Annotated in this window: 25 protein-coding genes; 19 read left to right on the top strand and 6 right to left on the bottom strand. The window is 62.5% G+C overall.

Annotated features, from left to right (window positions below):
* Window positions 1-6: 6 nt before the first annotated feature.
* Entirely contained in the window at window positions 7-1,914 is a 1,908-nt protein-coding gene (locus PQ457_RS09985) for a terminase large subunit domain-containing protein (protein ID WP_273616731.1), read from the bottom strand.
* A gap of 151 nt (window positions 1,915-2,065) precedes the next feature.
* Here PQ457_RS09985 and PQ457_RS09990 point away from each other — a divergent pair, with 151 nt between their 5' ends.
* From PQ457_RS09990 to PQ457_RS10025, 8 genes are all read left to right on the top strand, one after another.
* Entirely contained in the window at window positions 2,066-2,914 is an 849-nt protein-coding gene (locus PQ457_RS09990) for a GPO family capsid scaffolding protein (RefSeq protein ID WP_273616732.1), read from the top strand.
* 62 nt (window positions 2,915-2,976) lie between these two features.
* Window positions 2,977-4,104 carry a phage major capsid protein, P2 family gene (locus PQ457_RS09995; protein WP_273616733.1) on the top strand — a complete coding sequence of 376 codons (1,128 nt, stop codon included), beginning with the start codon at window positions 2,977-2,979 and terminating at the stop codon, window positions 4,102-4,104.
* A gap of 61 nt (window positions 4,105-4,165) precedes the next feature.
* Complete coding sequence (gene gpM / locus PQ457_RS10000; protein ID WP_273616734.1) at window positions 4,166-4,951, top strand: phage terminase small subunit; 786 nt, start codon at window positions 4,166-4,168, stop codon at window positions 4,949-4,951.
* Between the two features lie 104 nt (window positions 4,952-5,055).
* A complete protein-coding gene (locus PQ457_RS10005) occupies window positions 5,056-5,547 on the top strand; it encodes a head completion/stabilization protein (protein ID WP_273616735.1) in 492 nt (163 codons plus the stop codon).
* The gene (locus PQ457_RS10010) at window positions 5,544-5,759 is read left to right on the top strand and encodes a tail protein X (protein WP_353857126.1); all 216 of its coding nucleotides are present in this window, start codon (window positions 5,544-5,546) and stop codon (window positions 5,757-5,759) included. Before PQ457_RS10005 ends, PQ457_RS10010 begins: the two co-directional genes overlap by 4 nt.
* 4 nt (window positions 5,760-5,763) lie before the next feature.
* The gene (locus PQ457_RS10015) at window positions 5,764-6,264 is read left to right on the top strand and encodes a phage tail protein (RefSeq protein WP_273616736.1); all 501 of its coding nucleotides are present in this window, start codon (window positions 5,764-5,766) and stop codon (window positions 6,262-6,264) included.
* Complete coding sequence (locus PQ457_RS10020; RefSeq protein WP_273616737.1) at window positions 6,254-6,733, top strand: phage virion morphogenesis protein; 480 nt, start codon at window positions 6,254-6,256, stop codon at window positions 6,731-6,733. Before PQ457_RS10015 ends, PQ457_RS10020 begins: the two co-directional genes overlap by 11 nt.
* 281 nt (window positions 6,734-7,014) lie before the next feature.
* Complete coding sequence (locus PQ457_RS10025) at window positions 7,015-7,422, top strand: hypothetical protein (RefSeq protein WP_273616738.1); 408 nt, start codon at window positions 7,015-7,017, stop codon at window positions 7,420-7,422.
* Between the two features lie 64 nt (window positions 7,423-7,486).
* Here PQ457_RS10025 and PQ457_RS10030 read toward each other — a convergent pair whose 3' ends face one another.
* A complete protein-coding gene (locus PQ457_RS10030; protein ID WP_273616739.1) occupies window positions 7,487-8,008 on the bottom strand; it encodes a hypothetical protein in 522 nt (173 codons plus the stop codon).
* A gap of 169 nt (window positions 8,009-8,177) precedes the next feature.
* On the opposite strand from PQ457_RS10030, the gene PQ457_RS10035 reads away from it, so the two are divergent.
* The 11 genes from PQ457_RS10035 to PQ457_RS10085 are packed head-to-tail and all read left to right on the top strand — an operon-like array spanning window position 8,178 to window position 15,775.
* Entirely contained in the window at window positions 8,178-9,026 is an 849-nt protein-coding gene (locus tag PQ457_RS10035; protein WP_273616740.1) for a baseplate assembly protein, read from the top strand.
* Window positions 9,016-9,654 carry a phage tail protein I gene (locus tag PQ457_RS10040; protein ID WP_273616741.1) on the top strand — a complete coding sequence of 213 codons (639 nt, stop codon included), beginning with the start codon at window positions 9,016-9,018 and terminating at the stop codon, window positions 9,652-9,654. The genes PQ457_RS10035 and PQ457_RS10040 overlap by 11 nt, the downstream gene beginning before the upstream one ends.
* A complete protein-coding gene (locus tag PQ457_RS10045; protein WP_273616742.1) occupies window positions 9,654-10,652 on the top strand; it encodes a gp53-like domain-containing protein in 999 nt (332 codons plus the stop codon). Before PQ457_RS10040 ends, PQ457_RS10045 begins: the two co-directional genes overlap by 1 nt.
* A gap of 12 nt (window positions 10,653-10,664) precedes the next feature.
* Window positions 10,665-12,410 carry a hypothetical protein gene (locus PQ457_RS10050; protein WP_273616743.1) on the top strand — a complete coding sequence of 582 codons (1,746 nt, stop codon included), beginning with the start codon at window positions 10,665-10,667 and terminating at the stop codon, window positions 12,408-12,410.
* 19 nt (window positions 12,411-12,429) lie between these two features.
* Complete coding sequence (locus PQ457_RS10055; protein WP_273616744.1) at window positions 12,430-13,230, top strand: hypothetical protein; 801 nt, start codon at window positions 12,430-12,432, stop codon at window positions 13,228-13,230.
* A complete protein-coding gene (locus PQ457_RS10060) occupies window positions 13,230-13,469 on the top strand; it encodes a hypothetical protein (RefSeq protein ID WP_273616745.1) in 240 nt (79 codons plus the stop codon). The genes PQ457_RS10055 and PQ457_RS10060 overlap by 1 nt, the downstream gene beginning before the upstream one ends.
* Entirely contained in the window at window positions 13,456-13,695 is a 240-nt protein-coding gene (locus PQ457_RS10065) for a DUF7940 domain-containing protein (protein WP_273616746.1), read from the top strand. The genes PQ457_RS10060 and PQ457_RS10065 overlap by 14 nt, the downstream gene beginning before the upstream one ends.
* Complete coding sequence (locus PQ457_RS10070) at window positions 13,679-14,278, top strand: lysozyme (protein WP_273616747.1); 600 nt, start codon at window positions 13,679-13,681, stop codon at window positions 14,276-14,278. The genes PQ457_RS10065 and PQ457_RS10070 overlap by 17 nt, the downstream gene beginning before the upstream one ends.
* A gap of 2 nt (window positions 14,279-14,280) precedes the next feature.
* Window positions 14,281-14,823: a hypothetical protein gene (locus PQ457_RS10075; protein WP_273616748.1), complete on the top strand. Its 543-nt coding sequence runs from the start codon at window positions 14,281-14,283 to the stop codon at window positions 14,821-14,823.
* Window positions 14,820-15,377 (top strand): phage baseplate assembly protein V, encoded by a 558-nt coding sequence (locus PQ457_RS10080; protein WP_273616749.1) that lies wholly within the window; start codon window positions 14,820-14,822, stop codon window positions 15,375-15,377. The genes PQ457_RS10075 and PQ457_RS10080 overlap by 4 nt, the downstream gene beginning before the upstream one ends.
* A gap of 8 nt (window positions 15,378-15,385) precedes the next feature.
* On the top strand, window positions 15,386-15,775 hold the full coding sequence (locus PQ457_RS10085; RefSeq protein ID WP_273616750.1) for a hypothetical protein: 390 nt from the start codon (window positions 15,386-15,388) through the stop codon (window positions 15,773-15,775).
* Between the two features lie 468 nt (window positions 15,776-16,243).
* Here PQ457_RS10085 and PQ457_RS10090 read toward each other — a convergent pair whose 3' ends face one another.
* The 4 genes from PQ457_RS10090 to PQ457_RS10105 all read right to left on the bottom strand — a co-directional run bounded on the left by PQ457_RS10090 (window position 16,244) and on the right by PQ457_RS10105 (window position 21,810).
* Entirely contained in the window at window positions 16,244-16,477 is a 234-nt protein-coding gene (locus tag PQ457_RS10090; RefSeq protein WP_273616751.1) for a hypothetical protein, read from the bottom strand.
* Between the two features lie 81 nt (window positions 16,478-16,558).
* A complete protein-coding gene (locus PQ457_RS10095) occupies window positions 16,559-17,572 on the bottom strand; it encodes a hypothetical protein (protein WP_273616752.1) in 1,014 nt (337 codons plus the stop codon).
* 27 nt (window positions 17,573-17,599) lie between these two features.
* Window positions 17,600-19,519: a UvrD-helicase domain-containing protein gene (locus PQ457_RS10100; protein WP_273616753.1), complete on the bottom strand. Its 1,920-nt coding sequence runs from the start codon at window positions 19,517-19,519 to the stop codon at window positions 17,600-17,602.
* Entirely contained in the window at window positions 19,516-21,810 is a 2,295-nt protein-coding gene (locus PQ457_RS10105) for an AAA family ATPase (protein ID WP_273616754.1), read from the bottom strand. The genes PQ457_RS10100 and PQ457_RS10105 overlap by 4 nt, the downstream gene beginning before the upstream one ends.
* Window positions 21,811-22,078 lie beyond the last annotated feature (268 nt).

A 22,078-nucleotide genomic window follows, 5' to 3' on the forward strand; every position in this document is an offset into this window, starting at 1 on the left:
CTCCTGTCAGTCGGAAAACACCACGCGCCCGATGCTCGCCCCACTGGCGGCCCCGGCATCGAGCGGTTCATTGGAAAGGGCGTTGAGCAGCGCCCAGGCAAGATCCGCATGGCCGATCTCGCCATTGCGCCGCGCGACATAGGTGACGCCGCGCCCGCTGCCGGTCAGCGCGGGGCGGATCGCCATCAGCGCGGCCATCAGGTCGGTCCAGTTCTCATCGAACTCGATGCGGCCGGAGTTGAAGACATTCTGCGCCTTGACGACGAGGGCCGTCTTGCTGGCCACCGAATATTCGATCCGCCGCGCGCGCGGGAACCAGCCGACCACCAGCTCATAGACCGCCTGGCCCGCGCCGGTGGTGTCGATGGCAATGTCGGTCACATTGTAGCGCGCCGCGATCCCCTTGATGAAATCCGCCTGCCCGGCAAAATCGCGCCCGTTGAGCCGGTATTTGGCCAGCACCCGGAACTTGCCCTTCCCCGGCTGATCGGGCGGCGCCAGCACCACCAGCGCGGCATCATCGCGCCCCTGCTTGTTGGGATCATAGCCCAGCCACACCGGTCGGTCGCCAAAGGGCCGCCCGCCCGGCACCTCGGCCAGCGCGGGCCGGAAATCGCGCCAGCGATAGAAGGCATCGACGCGGGCGGGCGCGATCCGGCTGAAAGGAAAGCTGCTCTCGCTGTCATCGACGAACTGGCAGTTGTAGAGGTTCTCGAACTCCTCCTCGCTGCACTCCGCGCGCAGCTCCTCTTTGTCGATGCGCCCGCCTGCCCCGCCCGCGATGGCATCGTCGAGCGTGATGATCTGGCACCATGAGCCATCAGGCATGATGGCGCCCGCGCGCAGGTTCCGGTGGCTGGCGTCAAAGGCGCGCTGATCGCCCTTCTTGCGCCCCCGGTTCCATTCCTCGCCGCTCCAGAAGGCATAGGCTTCATGGGTTTTGGTGCTGGGCGTCGAGAAATAGGTGCGCTTGTAAATGGTGAGCGTCGCCATCGCGGCGGCCACTTTGCGCAGGCGCGCAAAGCCATGGACCCAGAAGAATTCGTCGAAATAGAAGTCGCCGCTCTCGCCCTGGGCGGTGTTGCTGTTGGTCGAAAGCGGATAGAGGCCGACCGCGTCCAGCCGGATCTCATTCTTGCCCGCCTCCTCATCAGCCGGGTGCAGGCCGGAGAAATCCAGCATCAGCGGATTGCCCTTGAGATCGACGCCCGTCACGCGTTTGACCCATCCGACAATCTCGCGGATGAACTTCTTGGCCTGCCGCTCGCTGGCCGAGAGGAAGATCTGGTTGCGCGGCTGCTCCCCGTCGATCACGGCTTCCGCGATCTTGGCCATGGCCTCGCGCGCAAAATACCATGTCGCGCCGATCTGGCGGCTTTTGAGGATCTTGCGGGTGCGCTGCTCGCGCTGCTCCCACCAGCCCTCCTGATAGGCGTCATTTTTCGCGTGGAAATCCTCGAGCAGCGCCTCCCACTGCTCAAGGCTCAGGAAATTCTTGCGCTTCTCGGCCCGCTTGGCCTTGGCCTTGTCGTCATTGCGGCGGCCCACCGCTTCATTGAGGTCGCCCTCCTTGCCGGTCTCATTGTATTTGCGGATGCGCGCGGCGGTCTGCATCTGGCGCATCAGGAAATCGACGCGCTTCATATCGCCTTCGGTGAAAGGCTCCTTGCACAGATAGGTGGCCAGCTTGGCCTCAAGGTGATCCTCGACCACATCGAGCGGGCTGTCGGCATCCCAATCCCCACGCCGCTTCCAGCTCGCCAAGGTGTTCGCGCTCTCGCCCAGCTCGCGTGCAATCTCAGCCAGGCCCCAGCCGCGATGGTAAAGCGACCTGGCCTCGCGCGATTTGGCGCGCGTCACCTGTCGGCTTTGCACGGGGGGCGTCGGATCATCGGGGGCGGTTCGGGCGGACATGATCCTGCCATGCCCTGAGTTCGCCCCATCGCGCGCCACCCATGCCCGGTAAAGCCCCGCCTTACCGCGCCCGCGCGTTGCAGGATCGCCGGGCGGCGTGGATTTCGGGAGGGCCAGAACGAACCCAAAAGGCCCCGCCCGGAGTAACCCGATGAAGACCAAGCCCTTCCTGCTCGCCACCGCCGGTTCGACGGTCGATGGCCGTACCATCGAGGCGCGCGACCTCGAACAGATGGCCTCGAGCTATAATCCCAAGACCTATGGCGCGCGGGTCAATATCGAACATATCCGAGGCGTCAGCGGACAGGCCCCGTTCAACGCCTATGGCGACGTGCTCGAACTGTCGGTCGGCGAAGTTGATGTGGACTTCAACGGCAAGCCGGAAAAGCGCAAGGCGCTGTTCGGCGTCCTCGATGTCACCGACAATGCCAAGGCGCTCAATGACGCCAACCAGAAGGTCTATCCGTCTATCGAAATCATCGACAATTTCGCGGGCAAGGGCTTCTCCTATCTTGGCGGCGTGGCCCTGACCGACAGCCCGGCGGCCATTGCCACCGACCGCCTCAAGTTCAACCGCACCCTCCCCGGCTCGATCAGTCTGGCGGGCGACACCGCCGCCGCGCTCGAATTTGCCGAGGATGGTGCCGCCACCGAAAGCGCCAAGGGCCTGCTCGCCAGCATGAGCGCCATGTTCGACAAGTTCACCGCCAGCTTTGCCCCCGCCCCCAAACCCGAAACCCAGCCCGAACCCAAGCCCGAGGGCCAGCAGCCCACCACGCTCGATTTCTCGGCCCTGCGCGGCGTGTTCGAGGAATTCGGCCAGACCGTCACCACCGCCATTGATGGCCTGCGCAGCGAATTTCGCACCGAAGCCGATGCCATGGCCCTCAAGCTCAAGAAACTGGAGGACACGCAGGAGGCCACCCCCGCGCCCCATTTCCAGCGCCGCCCGATCGCCGACGGCAACACCGCCACCGCCATTGAAAAGGCGGTCTTCTAAGCCGTCCGCCGCCTTTCAACACCCTGCCCCAACGCCCCGCCCCATCCAAGGAACGCAGCTTCATGTCTCAAATCTACACCCTTTCTGATCGCGGGCGCGGCGCGCTGGATCAGCTCTTTGCCGCCATCGCCAACGTCAACGGCACGCGCAACATCAGCCGCAATTTCGCCCTTTCCCCCACCAGCGAGCAGCGCCTCGAGGATCTCCAGCGCGAAAGCGTCGGCTTCCTCCAGCGCGTCAACGTCATGGGCGTGCGCGACCTTCAAGGTCAGGTGATCGGCCTTGGCACGTCGAACATGATCGCGGGCCGCAAGAGCCGCTCCAACCTGCCGCGCACCCCGCGCTATGTCGGCGCGCTGCAGGATCGCAAGTTTCAGCTCTATTCGACGCTGTTCGACACGATGCTGCCCTGGGAAGTGATCGACGCCTGGTCGAAATTCCCCGACTTTGCCGCCCGCTATGCCCGCCATGTGGCGGTCTCGGTAGGCCTGTCGCGGATCTCGGTGGGCTTTAACGGCACCGAGGCGGCCGATGATACCGATGCGGAGGACAACCCGCTGGGCGAGGACGTCAACATCGGTTGGCTGCAAAAGCTGCGGCTTGAACGCCCCGACCATGTGATGGGCCGCGCCACGGTCACCGCCGGGGGCGTCACCACCGCGACCGGTGCGCCCGCGCCGATCTACATCGGCCCCGATGCCAGCCATGCCGCAGGCGACTACAAGAATGTCGATGCGCTGGCCTATGAGCTGATCGCGGGCATGCCCTCCTATGCGCGGGCCAGCACCGATCATGTCGTGATCGTGTCGCAGGATCTGGTCGACGAGAAATACTTCCCGATGATCAACCGGCCCCTGTCCGACACGATCGACGGGGGCCGCTCGACCAGCGATCAGGTGGTCTCCGATCTCATCATGTCGACCAAGCAGATCGGCGGGCGTCCGGCGGCCATCGCCCCCTTCTTCCCCGAAGGCACGATGGCGATCACCCCGCTCGGCCGCGCCAATGCGCCCGACAGCTCGAACCTCTCGCTCTATTATCAGGAAGGCTCGCGCCGCCGCTACATCAAGGATGAGCCGGAAAACATGGCCGCGCTGGTCGATTATAACAGCGTCAACGAAGGCTATGTGATCGAAAGCACCGATTACATGGTGATGGCCGAAAACATCACCTTCGGCGCCCGCCCGTAATCCCCCCCGACCTGCCCGCCGGTGCGCGCGCCGGTGGGCAGGCATCCAGAAAGCCCCGCCCATGGTTTCCGCCTTTCGCCGCCATCAGATGCGCGTGCGCGCCCTGCAATCGGGCGCGGCGCAGCCCGACACCGCCCCCGCCGCCGCGCCCGAACGCGCGCTCGATACGCCGCTGGGTCAGGAATATGCCGCCCTGCGCGTGGCGCTTCATGACAATCTGCGCAGCCTCTCCGACATCGCCAGCATCGAGGCCCGCAATCCCGTCAAGATCGAGATGGCCCGCACCTTCGCCCCATGGATCGAGGGCGTTTTGCAGGCGGGCGAAGAGGGCCAGGCCGCGCAGGATGAAATCCTCGTCTGGAACCTCGTCTGGGCCATCGACTACCGCGATTGGGAGTATGCCCTGCGTTTGGCGGCCCATGCCATCCGCTTCAACCTCGCCTCGCCCGAGCGTTACAACCGCACCGTCGCCTGTTTCGTCGCCGAAGATATCGCCAAGCTCAGCCTCGATCAGCAGGAGGCCGTGCCCCATGACGTCCTGTGCCGCGTCCTTTCCCTGATCGAGGGCCATGACATGCCCGATCCGGCCAAGGCCAAGCTGCACAAGGCGCTGGCCCGCTCCTTCGCGCGCCGCGCCGACGCCTTCGATCCCGCCGCCGACAACGCGCCCGCCGGTGGCAAGGCGGCCTATCTTGCCGAAGCCCTCGACCACGCCCGCCGCGCGCATCAGCTCGACAGCTCCATCGGCGTCAAATCCGACATCCGCAGCCTCGAAAAGGCCCTGCGCAAACTCGGCCCGGATGAGGCGGGCGGCGGCGCAGGCGAGGACGAGGCCGACACCGAATAACCAGTTCGCCCCACGGCGGCGGGGGGCGGTTGGCGCGGGCGGCGCACTTTGGTGACAGCCATCCCACACCATCCTCACCCCCCGTTTTGATGAAGGCCGATCCCATGAGCAGCTTCACCCCCACCCCCATGGCCCCGCCCGATGATCCCGATGCGCAGGTGGTCGCCGATGGCTGGTTCCCGCCGGTGCGGCTCGAGGAAGTGCGCGAGGGGCTCAACATCGGCGGCGGCGCGATCACCCAGCTCCAGCTTACCCTCGCCATCGAGGGCGGCATGCTGACGGCCATGCGCCAACTGGCCGCATGGCGCAGCGCGCGAGCGCTGGCCGGAGCCGCCAGCCTTGCCGATGTGACCACCGACACGCTGAACGAAAAGAACCGCGCCACCCTACTCTGGACCCGCGCGGTGGGCTATTACGCCGCCGCCGATATCGCCGCCGGAAACCGCGATCTGGCCTCCTCCGACACCGGCCTTGCCCGCGCCTCGGAAAAGGCGGCGCTGGCCGATGAATACCGCCGCGAGGGCCATGCCGCGATTGCCGACCTGCTCTCGATCAGCGGCCCAGCGGTCGCGCGCAACCGGGTCGAAATGCTGTGACCCAAACCGCCACCGCCATGGACGGCGAGACCGTGGACGAGATCTGCCACCGCGTCTTGGGCAAGACGGCGGGCGTCACCGAACAGGTGCTGGAGCTGAACCCAGGCCTTGCCGAACGCGGCCCGCGCCTGCCCGGCGGGACGGCGGTGATCCTGCCCGATGCCGCCGCCGCGCAGGTGGCCACCATCGATATCGTCCAGCTCTGGGATTAAGCGGATGCTCAAGATCAACCTCCTGCGCGCTGCTCTGATGCAGGCCATGCCCGAACTCAAGGCTAGCCCCAAAAACCTCATCATGTGGGTGGATCGCGGCAAGGCGGTGTCGCGCGACACCGCCGATTTCTCCTTCGCCTTTGAATTCCAGCTCAACGTCCTGCTGGTCGAATTCGCAGGCGATATCGCCGCCTTTGCGCTGGCCATCCTGATCTGGCTGCGCACCAATCAGCCCGACCTGTTTGCCATGGGCGCCGATGCCTTCGACTTCGAGGTCGATATCCTCGACAACGGCAAGTCCGATGTGCAGATCCGCCTGCAACTGCGCCAGAATGTCGAGGCCACCATCACCCCCGGAGGCGTCACCGCCACCTATCTGCCCGAGCCCGATCCGCTCTTCCCCGATGATCTGCCCTTTGGCGGGCTGGAGGAAATGCCGCTGCTCCAATCGATCACCGTCAATGGCGAGGATCTGCCGTCGTGGGATGCCGTCGATGGCGGATGACCTCGCGCGCCTCGAGGAATGGTTCGGCCGGATCGTGGCGGGCATGGAACCGGCCCGGCGCCGTAAGGCCACGCTCAAGCTGGGCCGCCTGCTGCGCCAAGCCAACCTCAAACGCATCGCCGCCAATGTCGATCCCGACGGCGCCGCCTTTGCCTCGCGCAAACCCCGCCGCGATCTGCGCGGACGCCTGCGCAAGGGCGCGCGCGGCAAGATGTTCAAGGGCCTGCGCAAACTGGCCAAATGGCGCATCGACGCCGCGCCTGATGGCGTGGAAATCAGCCCCGTCACCAACACCGCCGACCGCGTCGGTTCGGTCAGCCAGTTCGGCCAGACTGTCACCGTGGGCCGGGGTCGCGATGGCCGAAAGATCCGCGCCACATATGCCGAGCGCCGATTGCTCGGCTTTGGCCGCGAGGATGAGGATCTGGCGCTGCAGGTGGCAGGGGAGATGTTGGAGGCCGAGGGATAGTAAGTTGATCGGTTCGGTCGACAGTGACGGAAACCGACCAACTATCGTCGTTCCGATACGGTGCCGGGAAGGACGGCTTACGCCAACACTGGCCATTCCACGCGCCTCGCCCCCCTGAACCAAAGACAGCTATCGGCCCTCTCGCGTGACAGTCGCTGCGGCGGGAAAGTTAGGGGGAGCGCATTGTGGCCCTCTATATGAGGCTAAGGATACAGGATTGACCTACTCCGTTATGAGCAAGAAATAGTATAAAATGGTGTTTGCAATTCAATGAGGCCAGAATGACCCATGTCGAGAACTTGCTTGGAAAGCGTCTGAGCGACCTCGCCCAATTCGAGGGCGCAACTCTTGAACAGATAGGTGATCGCAGCTATCTCAACGTGATCGAAAGCGGTCTATCCTTTGTAATCGACGACAACCAAGTTATCGCCGCTCACCTCTACGGGGGTGAGAAGGAGGGCTTCAAGCGATTCCCCTTTCGTATTCCGCTCGGCGTAACCTTCGATATGTCCCGCGACAGTCTCCGTAGCCACTTGGGTGACCCCGAGGAAAGTCGCGATGCCAAACAGAGGCTTATACTTGGAATGGGGCCAGCTTGGGACCGCTTCATCGGTAACAGCATCAAGCTTCGCGCCGAATATTCCCAAGACTTGAATTCGGTGAAAATGTTTACCGTAATGCAGCTCTGAACGGTCACTATGGTGTCGTGTGCGGAAAGGCGCTTGTCGGCGAAATTTGGTGGGAAGGCGACAATCAACTATCGCCGAAATCTAGATCGACCAGCTTTGTTATGAGATCATCGTCGAGGTTCATGACGGCCTCGGCAACGCGGTGATGCCCCTTGGCGACCGCTAGGGCGGACATGACGGATAGGAGCATCGGCTCGTCCCAATCTTCGCGAAGGTATTGCACGACGCACCGCGCCAAGCGTGAAACGGCATCGCCATACGCCTGAGCGAGATCAGCCGGAACGGCAGGGCCTTTCCCGCTAGCTCGTGCGATCTCGATCGCGGCGGGCAATTGGAAAAAGCTGAAATCTATGGGCCCCGTCGCATTACAGGCAATCTCGACGATGTGCGGTAGCGCTGCATAGGACGCATCATAAACGTCGCCTTGGTGACAAAGACTCGACCAGAGCGTGAACCACGGCTCGCTGTCATATCCAGTTTTCGGGCCTGTCGCTTGAGCGAGTTGGCCAAGCAGTTTTGGAATGTCGGCCGCATTCCCGTAAGCGTGTGAAAGCTTCAGCCAGCGTGGGTCGTCGAGTTCGATCATGGCTGAGCCTAAACAGCCTGACCTATGACTGCAAGTGGGGCGGATGCTGCCGTTCGGCAAGGGCGTCCTGAATGCCCGCAATGTCCCAACCTCCGCCCCACCCCCGTAACCCTCCGGGTTACGCCCCCAGCCTCTCCCCGCGCGCGCGAAGGCCATGCACTGGTGGGGCATGGCCACCAGCACCTCCGTCATCGACCTCTCGCAGCTCCCCGCCCCCACGGTGGTGGAGGCGCTCGACTATGAGACGATCCGCGCCGCGCTGATCGCCGATGTGCAGACCGACCTGCCCACATGGGATGCCACGGTCGAGAGCGACCCGGCGGTCAAGGTGCTCGAGGTCGCCGCCTATCGCGAACTGCTGATCCGCCAGCAATTCAACGAGCGGGCCAAACAGGTCATGCTGGCCTATGCCAAGGACAGCAATCTTGACCATCTGGGCGCGCTGCTGGGCGTGGAACGCCTCGATGGCGAGGACGATACCGCGCTGCTCTACCGCATCCAGCTTGCCCCCGACGCTTTCTCGGTCGCCGGGCCGGAAAGCGCCTATGAATATCTCGCCCTCTCCGCCGACAGCACGATCGCCGACGCCAGCGTTACCAGCCCCAACCCCGGCGTTGTCCTGGTCTCGCTGCTCTCCAAATTCGGCGACGGCACGGCAACCGCCGATCAAATCGCCCATGTCGAGGCGGCACTGGCCGGTGCCCGCCCGCTCACCGATCAGGTCATCGTCCAGTCGGCCACCATCACCCCCTACACGATCACCGCCGCCCTCACCCTGTTCGACGGCCCCGATGGCGATGTGGTGCTCTCCAATGCGCTGGCCGGGGCGCAAGGCTATGTCGCCGCCGCACGCCGCATCGGCCGCGACATCAACCGCGCCAATATCTTTGCCGCCATCGCGGTCGCGGGCGTCTCCAATGTCGCGCTCGATGGCCCGGCGGCGGACATGCCGATGGACGACACCCATTGCGGGCATTGCCTCGCCATCAACCTGACGGTGGCGGGCCGTGGCGAATAATCCCTCGCTCCTGCCGCCCAACGCCACGCGCCTCGAACACGCGCTGGCCGCCGCAACGGCGCGCATCACCGCCATCCCCACGCCGCTGACCGACCTGTGGCGCCCCGATACGATCCCCGCCTCGATCCTGCCCTGGCTGGCATGGAGCCTGTCGGTTGACCGCTGGCGCCCAAGCTGGAGCGAGGAACAGCGCCGCGCCGCCACCGCACAGGCCATCCCCAATGCCAAAATCCGGGGCAGCCGCGCCGCAGCCGAAGCGGTGATCGCCGATTACGACCCGCGCATCACGCTCACCGAATGGTGGGAGGAAGGCGGCTCGGGCGTCCCCTACACGTTCTTCGTCACCCTGCCGCTCGACGGCCTGTTCGACACCATCGCCACGGCCAGCTTCGCCGCCGAACTCTACCGCGATCTCGTCCGAGTCAAACCCGCCCGCGCCCATTTCACCCTGCGCCAGAAGGCGATGGCGCATGCCGCCCTGCCGATGGTGGCCGCCGCCCGCGCGATGCGCGCCGAACGCTGGAGAGCCGCCATGGCCGACCCCGACCCCGCCGATGATCTCAAATTGCAGTCCGAGGACGGCGAGCCGCTCGAAGGCCCCGATGGCCTCGCATGGGAGGATGAATAATGGACCCGCTTCTGATCACCCTGACCAAGGCGGGTTTCAGCGCGATCATCGATGATCACACGCCCGGCTTCTCCCCGGTGGAGATCACCGAAATCGGCCTGACGGACACCGCCTTCACTGTGTCCAGCACGCTCACCGCGCTGCCCGGCGAGTTCAAGCGGCTGGGCGTCTCGGGCGAGCAGTCGGGCGATGACATCATCCATATCGTCGCCCTTGACGCCTCCGATGATGCCTATTCCTATCGCGGCTTCGCGCTCTATCTGGCCGATGGCACGCTGTTCGGCGTCTATGGTCAGGCTGGCCCGATCGCCGCCAAGGCGGAGCCGAGCGCCACCTATATCGCGGTCGATATCCAACTGACCGGCGGCATGGCGGGCGCGATCACCTTCGGCGACACCAATTTCCTGAGCCCGCCCGCCACCACCAGCGGCCAGGGCGTGGTCGAACTGGCCACCAATGCCGAGGCCAGCGCGGGCAACGACACCCAACGCGCCCTCACCCCGGCCGCCATGCAGGCCGCGATCCTCGCCATGCTCCTGCGCGTCGATGGCGCAGGCTCCGCCCTTGATGCCGACCTGCTCGATGGCCAGCACGGCGCCTGGTACGCCGATATCGTCTCGCGCCTGGGCTATGTCCCCTTTGACAGCGCGGGCTTCACCGGCGCGGCGGTGAAGGCAGTGCTGGGCTACAATCCGCAAGACGCCGCCGACTTCTCCTTCGGCTCCAACGCCAACGGCTATTGGCGCAAAATGCCCAATGGCCTGATCGAACAATGGGGCGAAGTGACCGCAGACGAAACCGGTTCGCCGCCCGCGCTCGACTTCCCCATCCCCTTCACCGATCTGGCTTCGGTCAACCTGCAAGTGACCGCCCGCGCGCCGAATGTGGCCGCCACCAACGGCAACAAGGTAGGCGGCAACAAGGTCAGCGTGACCCAATTCAACGTCTTTTCCGATGACCTCGACATGGCCGTCTTCTGGCGCGCGATTGGCCGATAAGGAGCCGCCCCCATGGTAAAAATCACCGAACTCCCGATCAACGCCGCGCCCGATGGCAGCGAGACCATTCCCCATGTCAAGGACGGCGTCTCGATGCGCTCGGCGCTCGCCCCGCTGATCGCCCCGGTCGCGCAGCCCTATGTGGACGAGGCGCAGGCTGCCGCCGCCTCGATCAGCGGCCTGTTTGACGTCACCGGCAGCCGCTACCTGCGCGGCGCACTGATCGCCGGGGGCGTGATGGACAGCGCCGGTCGGATGGCCCTCGCATGGGGGCCGGACGGAACGCTGTTCGGCAAATTCGCCATCGCCCTGGGCGCGGCATCCAACGGCCTGTCCTTTGTGCAGGATGCTGGCGGGATCTACCGGCTCCAGTTTGGCACGGTGGCGGGGCAATTGCCGATCGGCTCCGGCGGCGATGTGATCGACACCACCACGCCGCGCTACTGGTTCGGCCAGCCTGTCCTGTGGGCTGTCGCGGGCAGCGCCAATGGCGGCGGCGTGGTGGTCACCGCCGATGGCACGCTCCATGCCAAGCTGGCTATCGATCTTGCCGTGGGCAATGGCCTCTCCTTTGTCCGCTCGGCCACTACGGGCCGCTATGCGCTGAAATTCGGCACGGTCGAGGGCCAGCTCCCGCTGGGCAGCGGCGGCGATGTGATCGACACCTCGGCCACCCGCTATTACGGCGGGGAGCAGGTGCTGAGTGCCATTCTCGACATCAATGGCCGCGCGGCGCAGATCGTTACCAAATCGGGCAAGGTCTATATCCCCGGCCTACAATCCAGTTCGGCGCTCTCCACCACCCTGCTTTACATGGGCGGCGACAGTCTTATCGACGGCTCGGGATCGTCCAATTCCAACACCAAGAGCCTGACGCCGCGCATCGCCTATTATCTGGGCTGCGGCGCGTCCTGGCTGGGCGTGCCGGGCAGCTATTCCCATGCCATCGCCGACCGGGAAACCAGCATCCAACTGACGCTTTCCGGCAATGTCCTGCCCGCAAACGGCACCGCCACGGTCACCGGCTTTCGCGGCCAATCCGCGCTCTATGCCACCTCGGACAACACCGGCGACGGCACCAACGCCTATTGGACCTATCAGCCGCTCTCCAGCCCGGCGACCAACCGCACCATTACGCGCCAGATCGCGATCCTTGGCGTCAAGGGCACGCTGACCCGAACGGCCAGCGGCGGCCCGGCCTCGACCAGCGAGGCCTATACCTTCACGTATCCTTCGATGCCCGCCGCGATCCCTGTGCCGGGGCCGGTAGTGGCCGCCGCCATTCCGCCCGCCGGGTCAAACCTGCTCTACGGCATCTGGCTCGGCACCAATGACCGCAACCTCTACAATCAGTGGACCGCCGCCGCCACGCGCTGGATGAACGCCCATGTCGGCCGCCGCCGCTTTGTCATCGGCCCGCTCAATTCGACCAGCGAGAGCAACGCCAGCGGGAATTGGGGCAATGTCCGCGCCGGGATGGCGATCCTGACCGCCGCCTTCGAGCATGTGATCGACGCGCAATCCGAACTGGTGCGCTGGGGCCTGCTGGCAGCGGGTCTGACGCCCACCAGTCAGGATCTGACCGACATGGCGGCGGGCAAGATCAGCGCCCAGCTTTCGGCGGACGGGCTGCACCTCAATGACGCGGGCTATGACGCGCTGGCCCAGATCGTCGCCTGCCACTTCCTGCGTTGGGGCTGGGTCACCACCGCCCAGCTTGCCGCCATCCCCACCCTTTGGGCCTCGTGGAGCGCCTGATCCCTGAAAGGATTCCCCCATGGTTTCTGTCATCCAAAAGCTGTCCAGCGCCTTCACCGACGCCACGCTGCCCAAGCTCTACCGCGATCCGATCATGAACGCGGGCACGCTGGCGCTGTTCGACTTCCTCAACAGCTATTGCAACCCGAATGCGGACGGTGCGCTGGCAAGCGGTGTGACCTTCAACAATATGGTGGAAGGCTCACCCATCGGCGCGACCCTCAACGCTTCGGGCAATGCCAGCAATCTGACAGGCAAGACGGGCCTCTCGTTGAGCGGCGCGGCAGGCAGCACGGCCAAGCTGCTGACCTTTGGTACGGCGGGCGCGTTCGATGATGCAGTGCTCAAGCATCATTTCCTCTACACGCTCTGGCTCAAGACGCCCGCCGCCTCCCCGGCCAGCGGTTACACGCCGCTGCTCTCGCTCTCACCTGCTGGCGCGGGCAATGGCAATGGCGCGCAATTCTGGTCTGACACCGGCAGCGACGGCTACACGGCGCGCATGCAGCAGGGCACGGGCAGCGCAACCGTCAATCAGCAGCGTGCGGCCACCGCCAACAATGTGGTGGCGCAGATCGCCTATCGCATGAACCCCGGCAACGGCGAGTACGAGATGTTCTGCAACGGCGCATCTGTGGCGGGCACCATCACCGGCGGTCCTACCAGCCCGCTCAGCGCGGCGGCCATGACGCTGGCCATCGGTGGCGGCTACAAGGGTACGATCTACCGAATGTCGGTTGAGGATCTGACCGTCTCGGGTCTGACCGCCGCCGCGCAGGTCGCCGCCGATTACGCGGCCAACAGCACCCGGTTCGTGTGATGGCCGCCGACATGAGCCCGCTGGCCAATTTCGCACCCCACGGTGCGCGCTCGGCCTTTGATGCAATCTCGATGCTGGTGGTGATGGCCTTGGCAACTTTCGTCGAGGCGCTGCCTCACCTCATTCAACTCGTTGGCCTTGGCGTGGTGATCCTTACCGCCGCCGAGAAACTGATCGCGCTGGGCTGGATCAGAAACCCCAAGCGCCCCCGCAAGGAGCAATCCGATGACCCTCGTTGAAGACGCGCGCGCCTGCTGGCGCTGGTGGTCCGTCCGTATGGCGGCGCTGGCCGGTGTGCTGGCCGCCGCGCTGGTAGCCCAGCCCCAGATCCTGACCGGCCTTGTCGCCTATGTGCCCGAGCCGTGGCGCCCGCTGGCCTCGGCGCTGGCCGGGCTTGTGGTCTTTGCCGCCCCCACCATCGCGCGGCTGGTGCAACAGGGAGGCGGCGATGGCAACGCAGCCTGAGACCGCCCAGCCCAAGCGCGGGGCGCTGATCGTGCTGACAGGCGCGCTGCTGGCCATTGTCGGCCCGGTGACGGGAAAGCTGCTGCTGACCGAAACGCCTGCACATGAATCGGGCCGCAAGGTGGCGGTCACCGTCTCGCCTCAAGCCAGGACCGCCACGATCCAGCATATCAGCGGGCCGCAATACCTCAAGGCGTACCTCGATATCGTCAAGGTGCCGACCGCCTGCGACGGCCTGACCGGCAAGGATATCCAGATCGGCCGGCACTTCACTGAGGCGCAATGCGCGCTGATGCTCGAGGCCCGCCTTGCCGAGACGGCGCAGCACGTCATGGCCTGCACGCCGGGTCTGGCGCTGACCATTCCGGGCCGGGATTTCGTGCGCTTCGCCGCTGTCAGCCTCGCCTACAACGTGGGCTGGCCCACCTATTGCCGCTCGACCATGCGGCGCAACATCGATGCGGGCAATCTCGTCTCCGCCTGCGTCAATCTCACCCTGTTCAACCGCGCCGGGGGCCGCGTTCTCAAGGGGCTGGTCGATCGGCGGACACGCGAAATGCGCGTCTGCCTCAAGGATGCATGACCATGGCCAGGCTCTTCTCCCTCGCGCTCTCCCTGCTCACCGACTCGCTCTGGCGCTGGCCGCTCGCGCTCCTGCGCTGGATCGCGGCCAGCCCGGCGCGCATCTGGGCCGCGCTGGCGTTGGTCGCACTGGCTCTGGCCGGATGGCAGACCCACCGCGCCGCGCAATGGGCCGATACCGCGCGCCAGACCAAGCTGGCGTGGGACAAGGAACGCACCGCCGCCCACGCTGCCCAGCGCGCCGCCAAGGCGCAATCAAAGGATAATGCCCATGCCGCCGAAACGCTTCACGAAGCGCTCACTGCTGGATCAACTGACCGCTTTGCTTCTTTCGCTATTGATCACGGGGTGCGCGGCTCAACGCCAACCCATCGCTCCGGCCCCGTTCAAACCGACCCTGCCCCGCTTCCTGAAAACCCCGCCCCCGACGCCATCATGGCGGACATCTCCCGCGTCTGGATCACCCGCGCCGACTGGCTGACCTGCGATGCGACATGGGCCTATGCGAAGGCCGCCTATGATTGGGGGCAAGGGGCAGGCGAATGAACGACGATGATATCCCCCTCGATCCCTCGACCCTGATCCGCCTTGGCGTGATCAGCGCGGTCACGCTCGATCCCCCGCGCTGCCGCGTCCGCTTTGGCGATCCCGACGCCGACGATGGCGCCATCGAAAGCCCGCCCATCCGCTGGCTGGCCCTGCGCGCGGGCGCCACCCGCCGGTGGAGCGCGCCAACCGTGGGCGAGGAATGCGTCCTCATCTGCCCCGATGGCCAGATCGGCAACGGCGTGGCCCTCACCGGGCTTTACAACGACAACCACCCGGCCCCCGCCAACACGCTGGCCGAGCTGATCGCTTATCCCGATGGCGCGATCCTCTCCTATGACCCGGAGAGCCACCATCTTTCCGCAATCCTTCCCGATGGCGGCTCTGTCCAGATCACCGCGCCGGGCGGGGTCAAAATCATCGGCACCTTGCTGGTCGATGGTTCTATCGCGGCCAGCGGCAACCTGTCGAGCGGCACCGGGGCAACGGGGGTTTTCTCCGCCTCGGGCAAGACGATCAATGTCGTCTCCGGCATCATCACCAACATCAATTGAGGGCCGCCATGAACATCGAAGGCACCGAACTGATCGCCGAGCAGTATATCGACGCCCTGATCGCACGCATCAATGCGGCTCTGAACCTGTCGGATCTGCAACAGGCCGTCGAGGACGGGGTGCAGCCCATCACCGGCCAGCTCGAGGTGATCGCGTGGGAGATCCAGATGCTGGCCCCGCTGCTGGCCCTGCTCAATCCCCCCACGATTGACCCGACCAAGATCGTGACATGGATCACGGACTTCATCGCGGCCCAGATCGCGCCGCAGGTCACCGCCTATCACAAGCATGTCGCCCAGCTTGCCGCCCTGACGGCCAAGGTCGCCCAGATCGAAAACGCCGTCGAGCGCGCCAGAGAGCGGATCAACAACGCTGCAGGCCAGATCCCCGGCCTCTGATCATACGGCATCCGCCGGGCTACGCCCCCGCCAATGGCGATGTGGTGCCGAGGATGGTCGTTAGCGGCGCAGATACTGACGGCATTCGACCAAACCTAGCCGCTACCAATTCTCCAGAGGAACAGCGAGATTTGCCGCTAGCGGTCATTCGCCCGCCGAAGATTGGCCGGCTGAGCCAATGTACGGCTTCAGCGTTTTTGCATGTGTAGCAGTGGTGACGTGATGTGATGGACAACCTCTGCACCAGCGTCGCTGTGCGATGATGTGGTCGCTGTAGGTCCATGTGTGGACGACCTTCGCAGTGCAAGGCGTCTGACTGCGTTTGCTCACGGCTCGCGCTACCGGGCTAAATTGCTTTCCGTTTGCCGCGCAAACTGCGGTACCCGCTCTTTCGACACGAAGCATTCACAAAAACGCCCTGCTTGGACGACCAAAATCAAAAAATTCCGATCGCCACTTAGCGGGACTTTATTCAGCAATACCAGTGATAAGTTCGATGCGGCCTTCCGTGAGGCCGGCCGTTGGCTCGGGAGAGGCATGTTCATATGGGCCAAAGATGTTCACCCCGCTGTTCAGGATTTCCAGCCATTGCTTTTCAATCGCCTCGGAAAGCGCGGGGAAATCCTTAGCAAGAGCCATGGCAATATCCGGCATTTGTTGGAGGGAAACAGCCAATCCAAGACGATAACGAGTGTCGGGCATTAGAAGTCCTTGTTAACTACGGGCCGCATGTTGATCATGTTACAACCATTTGCACGGGATCGACAAATTTTTCCTTTTTATTCATGTACCCGACGTCATTTTCCGAACTATCACACGCTCAAGAGCGATGCGAAGAGCGGTATAGGCATGGTTTGCATCGTCATATTCTTCCCGACCGATGACGATATGCGGGCGATCACGAGCATGTCGTCCAGGATGAAGAAGGTTGCGCGTATCCCGCAAAGAGGAAAGCCAACTAGCGATCTTGACGGTGATTTCATCGTTCTCCAAGTCGGGCAGCCACCCTAACTCTTCAGCGAACGAAATTAGTATATCCAAGGTCCAATGCAGCGGGTTGAGATTGCGCGGCTTCTGCGATCTGGCTTTTTTGGCCAAAATCGCCGCCACATCGTCGTAGTAAACAAGGCACATCCTCAATATCCGCGCCTCAGCTGCGGACCCGAGCATTACACAGGCCGCGCAATACGCCCCTGCTGAAGCGCAGCGCCGGGCCTCTTCTTCATAGCTTCCGATCGAGTCAGCAACCGATTTTTGGACGTTATCCTTTTCAAATATAGTTAGCCGTCCAATTTTATGCCGCCGGTCATACTCCGCGCGATCGGTTCGCCAAATCTCGGCGATTTTCACAAGACCAAACTTTTCCAGCATCGCAGCGAAACGCTCATCGAGAGCGGCTTCGTGCAACCTGGTGGCTTCGCTATGTTCGGGCGGGCCTTCACCTCGCAACCAATAATGCCCATCGCTTAGCCCGTGATCGTTTTCGATCTGATGAATTTTCGATGCCAATTCCTCGACTTCGGGATATGCTCCGGCTAGCCAAAGGGAGGTATGGTGATCGTCCACACGATAGGTCGCATAAAAGAGATACTCATCAGCAGTGATGTTCCCAGCAGCCAGCAATGCATTCGCCAGATCAACAGCATGTTGGACTTTTTCGATGGAACTCGTTCGCATTTTCCAAGTATCATCTAAGCTGTTCACTAGTTCTTCTGCGCGCAGGCGGGCCTCCGCTTTACGGATTCCGTGTTTGAAGATTTCATCTTCAGGGGAAAACTTAGGAATTTCAAAAGCCATTAGCTAATAAACCTGCATGCAGCGGGGTCAAAGTCGCTCGATCTCATCGGAACAGAACCACTTGTTGCGGAGTGCTGCAGCAACGACAGCATCCGGATCCTGAGTATAGGCAACAAGCGCCAAGCTTTTCCTCGCACGAGTGCAGGTGACGTACAGAAGACGCCGGGTTCGATTGATCCCACCATCGGTGGCATCGGCAAGATGCTTACGGTCCGTATCCGACAGCGGCTTGGCTTCGAATAGTTTTTCATAAGAGAAGAGAAAACCTCGCGCGTCGCTATCATCGAGAATTACCAGGACACGCTCAAACTCAAGCCCTTTGACGCCTTGGTGGGTTCCGAATGGCCCACGGTCGCTGACATATTCGGCGAAGGGGGGCGTCTGGCAAAAAGGTGTCTCCAGAAAAGCACGCCATGCTTCGAGACTTGCAGGAGACACCTCTACCGTTTCGTCGTCAGGTTCCAATTTCTCTTCGTCGATGATCGCGTCGGCACTTGTTGCCTCTGGACCGTGATCATCAGCCACAAAAGGCCGCAGTGAGGCTGGAATGTCAAATAGTTGGTACTTAGCCACACATTCAAGAACGGCGAGGAAGGTGGTTGTCGGGCTTTCAGGATTGAGAGCGAGCAATGCTTCCACTCCCGCCCGTACCGGCCGCAGAGGATCGTCCGGGGTCGTAGTCTGGACAACAGCCGCGCGCTTGAGCAGGGGCGAAGTCGCGCGCAAGTGCGCCATGACGGCGAAGGCATCCTTCGCACGCGCCGCTGCGACAAGTGGGGCAACGCGCTCTGTAAACAGCCTCAGGCCTGCAATGTCCCCGGTCCGTAGGCCTGTCGAAAGGCGCGAGTCCCGATCGAGTGCTTGGAACATCTCTAGGAAGCCGCGGCGCGATGCCGCCATGTGATGTTCGAGCGTGAGTGTTTTGACCTCAGCTTCCTCTTGCCATGCGGCATCGCCACAAAGTTCTGCCATGCGATCGCGGACCCGTTGCTCGAATCCCGGCTTGTCTGGGGTAGCGCTGGACGCGACGAAGAGCCGGACAACGCCGGCGTCACTGTCCTCACGGGCAACCTGGTACTGCCGATCGATCGGCGCCCGCAGGACGTTGCCGAGCGCGATCACCCGCTGGGGTGAGCGATGGTTCAGCCGCTTAACCGGGTGAGCCCAACCGTCGGGAACCAGACGCTCTAGCTCGGGATGACCGTCAAGAAAAATGCGCTGCATCGTGTCGCCAAAAAGACCCATGCCGAACTTGCCCTCGTTCGCAGCCGCGAGGGCAAATAAGGCTTCGAGCAGCGCTTTGTTCGTATCCTGGCTCTCGTCGATGAGCAGGAACGGGTATTTGTTGACGAGAACCGCCTGCATCGACGGCTTGGTCTCGATGAACGCTGCAGTGATTTTCAGCACCTCGGAATGAGACAGCGAGTCTTGGCCGAAATTGTCGCCGTTGGGATTGTAGCTGAAACGCCGGGGTACACTGAGCCATTCGATGCGGCGGGTCGTAGAAGCGATGGCGCGTTCGCGGTCGAGCGCCGCCTTTGTGCCAGCTCGTCCCTTCGCCTGCTTCTCGTGCAGATCGGCGAGGTCGGCTGGAAGCGTTTCGAGTAGCCACGCCTGGATATCGGCTTGATAGGTTTCAATATGCCGCCAGCAGAAGCTGTGGATCGTCGAGATTGGGAAAAGCGAATCCTGTCCTACACGTTCGGCGATCTCGTCGGCTGCTGCATTGGTGTAAGTGATTACCGCGATCTTCTTACCCAAACGGCGGAACGCCGCACCGTGAGTTTCGCGAAACCCATCGAGCGCGTTCTTCAGCGAGCGAGTCTTTCCCGAGCCTGCACCGGCATAGAGGAAGAAGCTCTTAGGAGCGGCGGGGTTCAGGCACTCCTGGATCTGCGCGTCTGCGCTGTCGTCGAAGTCTGGCGGTGCGGTTTCAATCCTCATCATTGGTCTGCCCCGCCCTTGATCTCGCTTTCAAATATATCCTTACCGACCGCTCCTTCGAACCATTTGAGACCGGCCGCGATATAGGTCGGCGGCTTCAAAGCTTTAGGATCTTCAAGCATCAGACAATCGAGCGCGAACGCCGCCTTTTCTGCTGTCTTGAGCAAATCGAACAGTTCATCTTCAAGATCGTCTCCCGATAAACTCTCTGCCACGATGGCACGAATTTTGGCTGACGTGACCGAGCCTTCGACCTTCGTGACTGCCGAGAGGTTTTCCAGGATAAGTGCGTCCTCGAAGGTTCGAGGGATGACAAGGGCGTCGTCCTCCGCAGCGCCTTCTACTTTCACCGGCTTCTGATAGGCGACATACAATTCATAGTCGCCGCCCGCCGTCGATGCGTGGCCTTCGGCCGGCAGCGCGACCAATTCGTCGATCAGCTTCTTCTGGGGATGCCACTCCTTGAGCACCGAGTTGGCGGTTTGCTGCGCTTTGCCTTGCTCGGGGCGTGCCGATTTCCAGCGCGTCGTTTCCTTACCATTTTTGTCGGTTATCTTAGTCGCTACTGTCGCGTCGAGGTCGCCAATGATCAAGGTCGCGATTCCGAGCGCATCGACCAGATCGCGGAAATTGTGGACGTGGCTACCGCCCAGCTCGAGCAGCGTCACATAGCGGCGCGACAGTTCAGGGAAGTGATGGCGGATAAAGTGCGGCACGAGAATGCGCTCGGCCTGGCCTTCGACAAATACGACCCCATCAGCGAAAAATAGATCGCAGTGCGTGGCCTTGAGGTACCGCTTCACAAAGCGCTTCGTGTCGTCGCCATCTCCGAAAATGTGGGAGAGGTTGGCGACTGTCGTCGTCGGAGTCTCCCCCTTGCTAGCCGCCGGCCGACGCCGGAAATAGCGCAGGTTCGCAAAATCCGCTTCATGCGCGACGTGACTCGAATGCGTGCTGACGATCAGCTGGGTGCAAAAGCCTTCTCCGTCGCCCAGGTCACAATGTTTCCTGAGAAGTTGATAGGCCTTGTTGATGAAGACCTGCTGTACCTGCGCATGAAGATGAGCCTCGGGCTCTTCGACAAGGACGAGATGTAAAGGCTGAATCTCATGTGAAACATCGGCGCCTTCGAGCACACCCGCTTTCTTGACGCGCATCCATTCGTCGCGGAACCCCATCAGCATGAACACCATTGCGATGAGGTTCTGATAGCCGAGGCCGGAATAGTCTTCCGGAAGCTTCAGCGTCTTGGTGCCGTCACCCGACGGGTCGGCCACCTGATACTGCACTGATGAGCCGTGCTTTAACCCATCTGTCGCTCGAAGAAGAGTCGAGATTTTCAGTTTGGGATTGCTCATGCCTGGGTAACCCAAATCCTCAAGTTCTTCGAAGGCCGCAGAGAACCCTGCTTCGAGGCGTGCATCGAAACTGCGTTCAGCAGCTTGAATCGCGCCAAGTGCTTCGTAATCCTTGTCAGAAGGCGTTTTTGAAGGATCTAGGTGGCGGTCGTAATAGGAACGCAGCTGGTCTGACAGACGCCGCTTGAAGCGGCGGGTGGTTGCTTCGCCCTTATCGTCGCCGCCATCACGACTCCCAGCATCGGAGAAATCGCGCTGCGCTGCAATTTCATCGATCTTGATCAGGTTTTTGAAAGGTGGATTGTCGAATGCGAGCGCACTAGCGGGTAGGGTCTGCGGCATCGCGCGACCGTTTTTGCTTGGCAGCGTGACGGCGGCTGGATCAAGCGGGTAGGCTGACAGGTCAAGATGGGCTGGTAACCGTCGTTCTAAGAAATCAGTCAGGCTACGCGGCCAAATTGCGAGTTTGATCGCTTCGCCGTTCGGGCCGGTGATTGATGCATCTCGAGCGGCGCTGCGCTGCGCGAGGTATTCGCCCTTTAATTTTTGGAAATCTTTGACGCGATAGGCTAGCCGCACCCCGAGTAAGCCGCCAGACCAATCCAAGGTCGGCAGGATGTGAACGACATGCTGGATTTCACTGAGCGGAACGTCGAGCCAGATGTCGAGTGAGGGGAGGAGTAGGTTCAAGTCGACCGACGGGTCAGCATCGGCCTCCCATTCATCTCCCAGCTGATCAATTTTGGTCCAGTTGGCGATCGTCACATCACGCAGCGCCAGACGAGTTGGCGAGAGGAGAAAAAGGCGTAGCGCTACCATCGCAGAGGTCTTCCCGCTGTTATTGGCGCCTACAAATATCGTCGTCTTTTTGTCGAAATCGATGTGCGTCAACTTCAGCTTGCGAAAATTGGATATCTCGACGAATTTGATTCGCATTCCATCGCCCCCGGAACGGTTCCATCATAGCCAGCTGGATTACATAAAACCTTATCTGGGACAAATTGTGTATGACGCTCTTACGCCCGTCAGTGCTTCGGCCAACGGTTCAGGCAACCTGCTTTCGGTAAATTCTTGTGACCACTCCAGCACAGAGGTGTGGGGCAAAGCGGGAAGGACGATCGCCATCTGAATCGTTCGCTCTTCCATCTATGTTTCTAAAGGGAGTTGTTCAGTAGCATCCCAGGTCCGACCTATGAGAAATGCC

Source organism: Novosphingobium humi, assembly GCF_028607105.1.
Classification (GTDB): domain Bacteria; phylum Pseudomonadota; class Alphaproteobacteria; order Sphingomonadales; family Sphingomonadaceae; genus Novosphingobium; species Novosphingobium humi.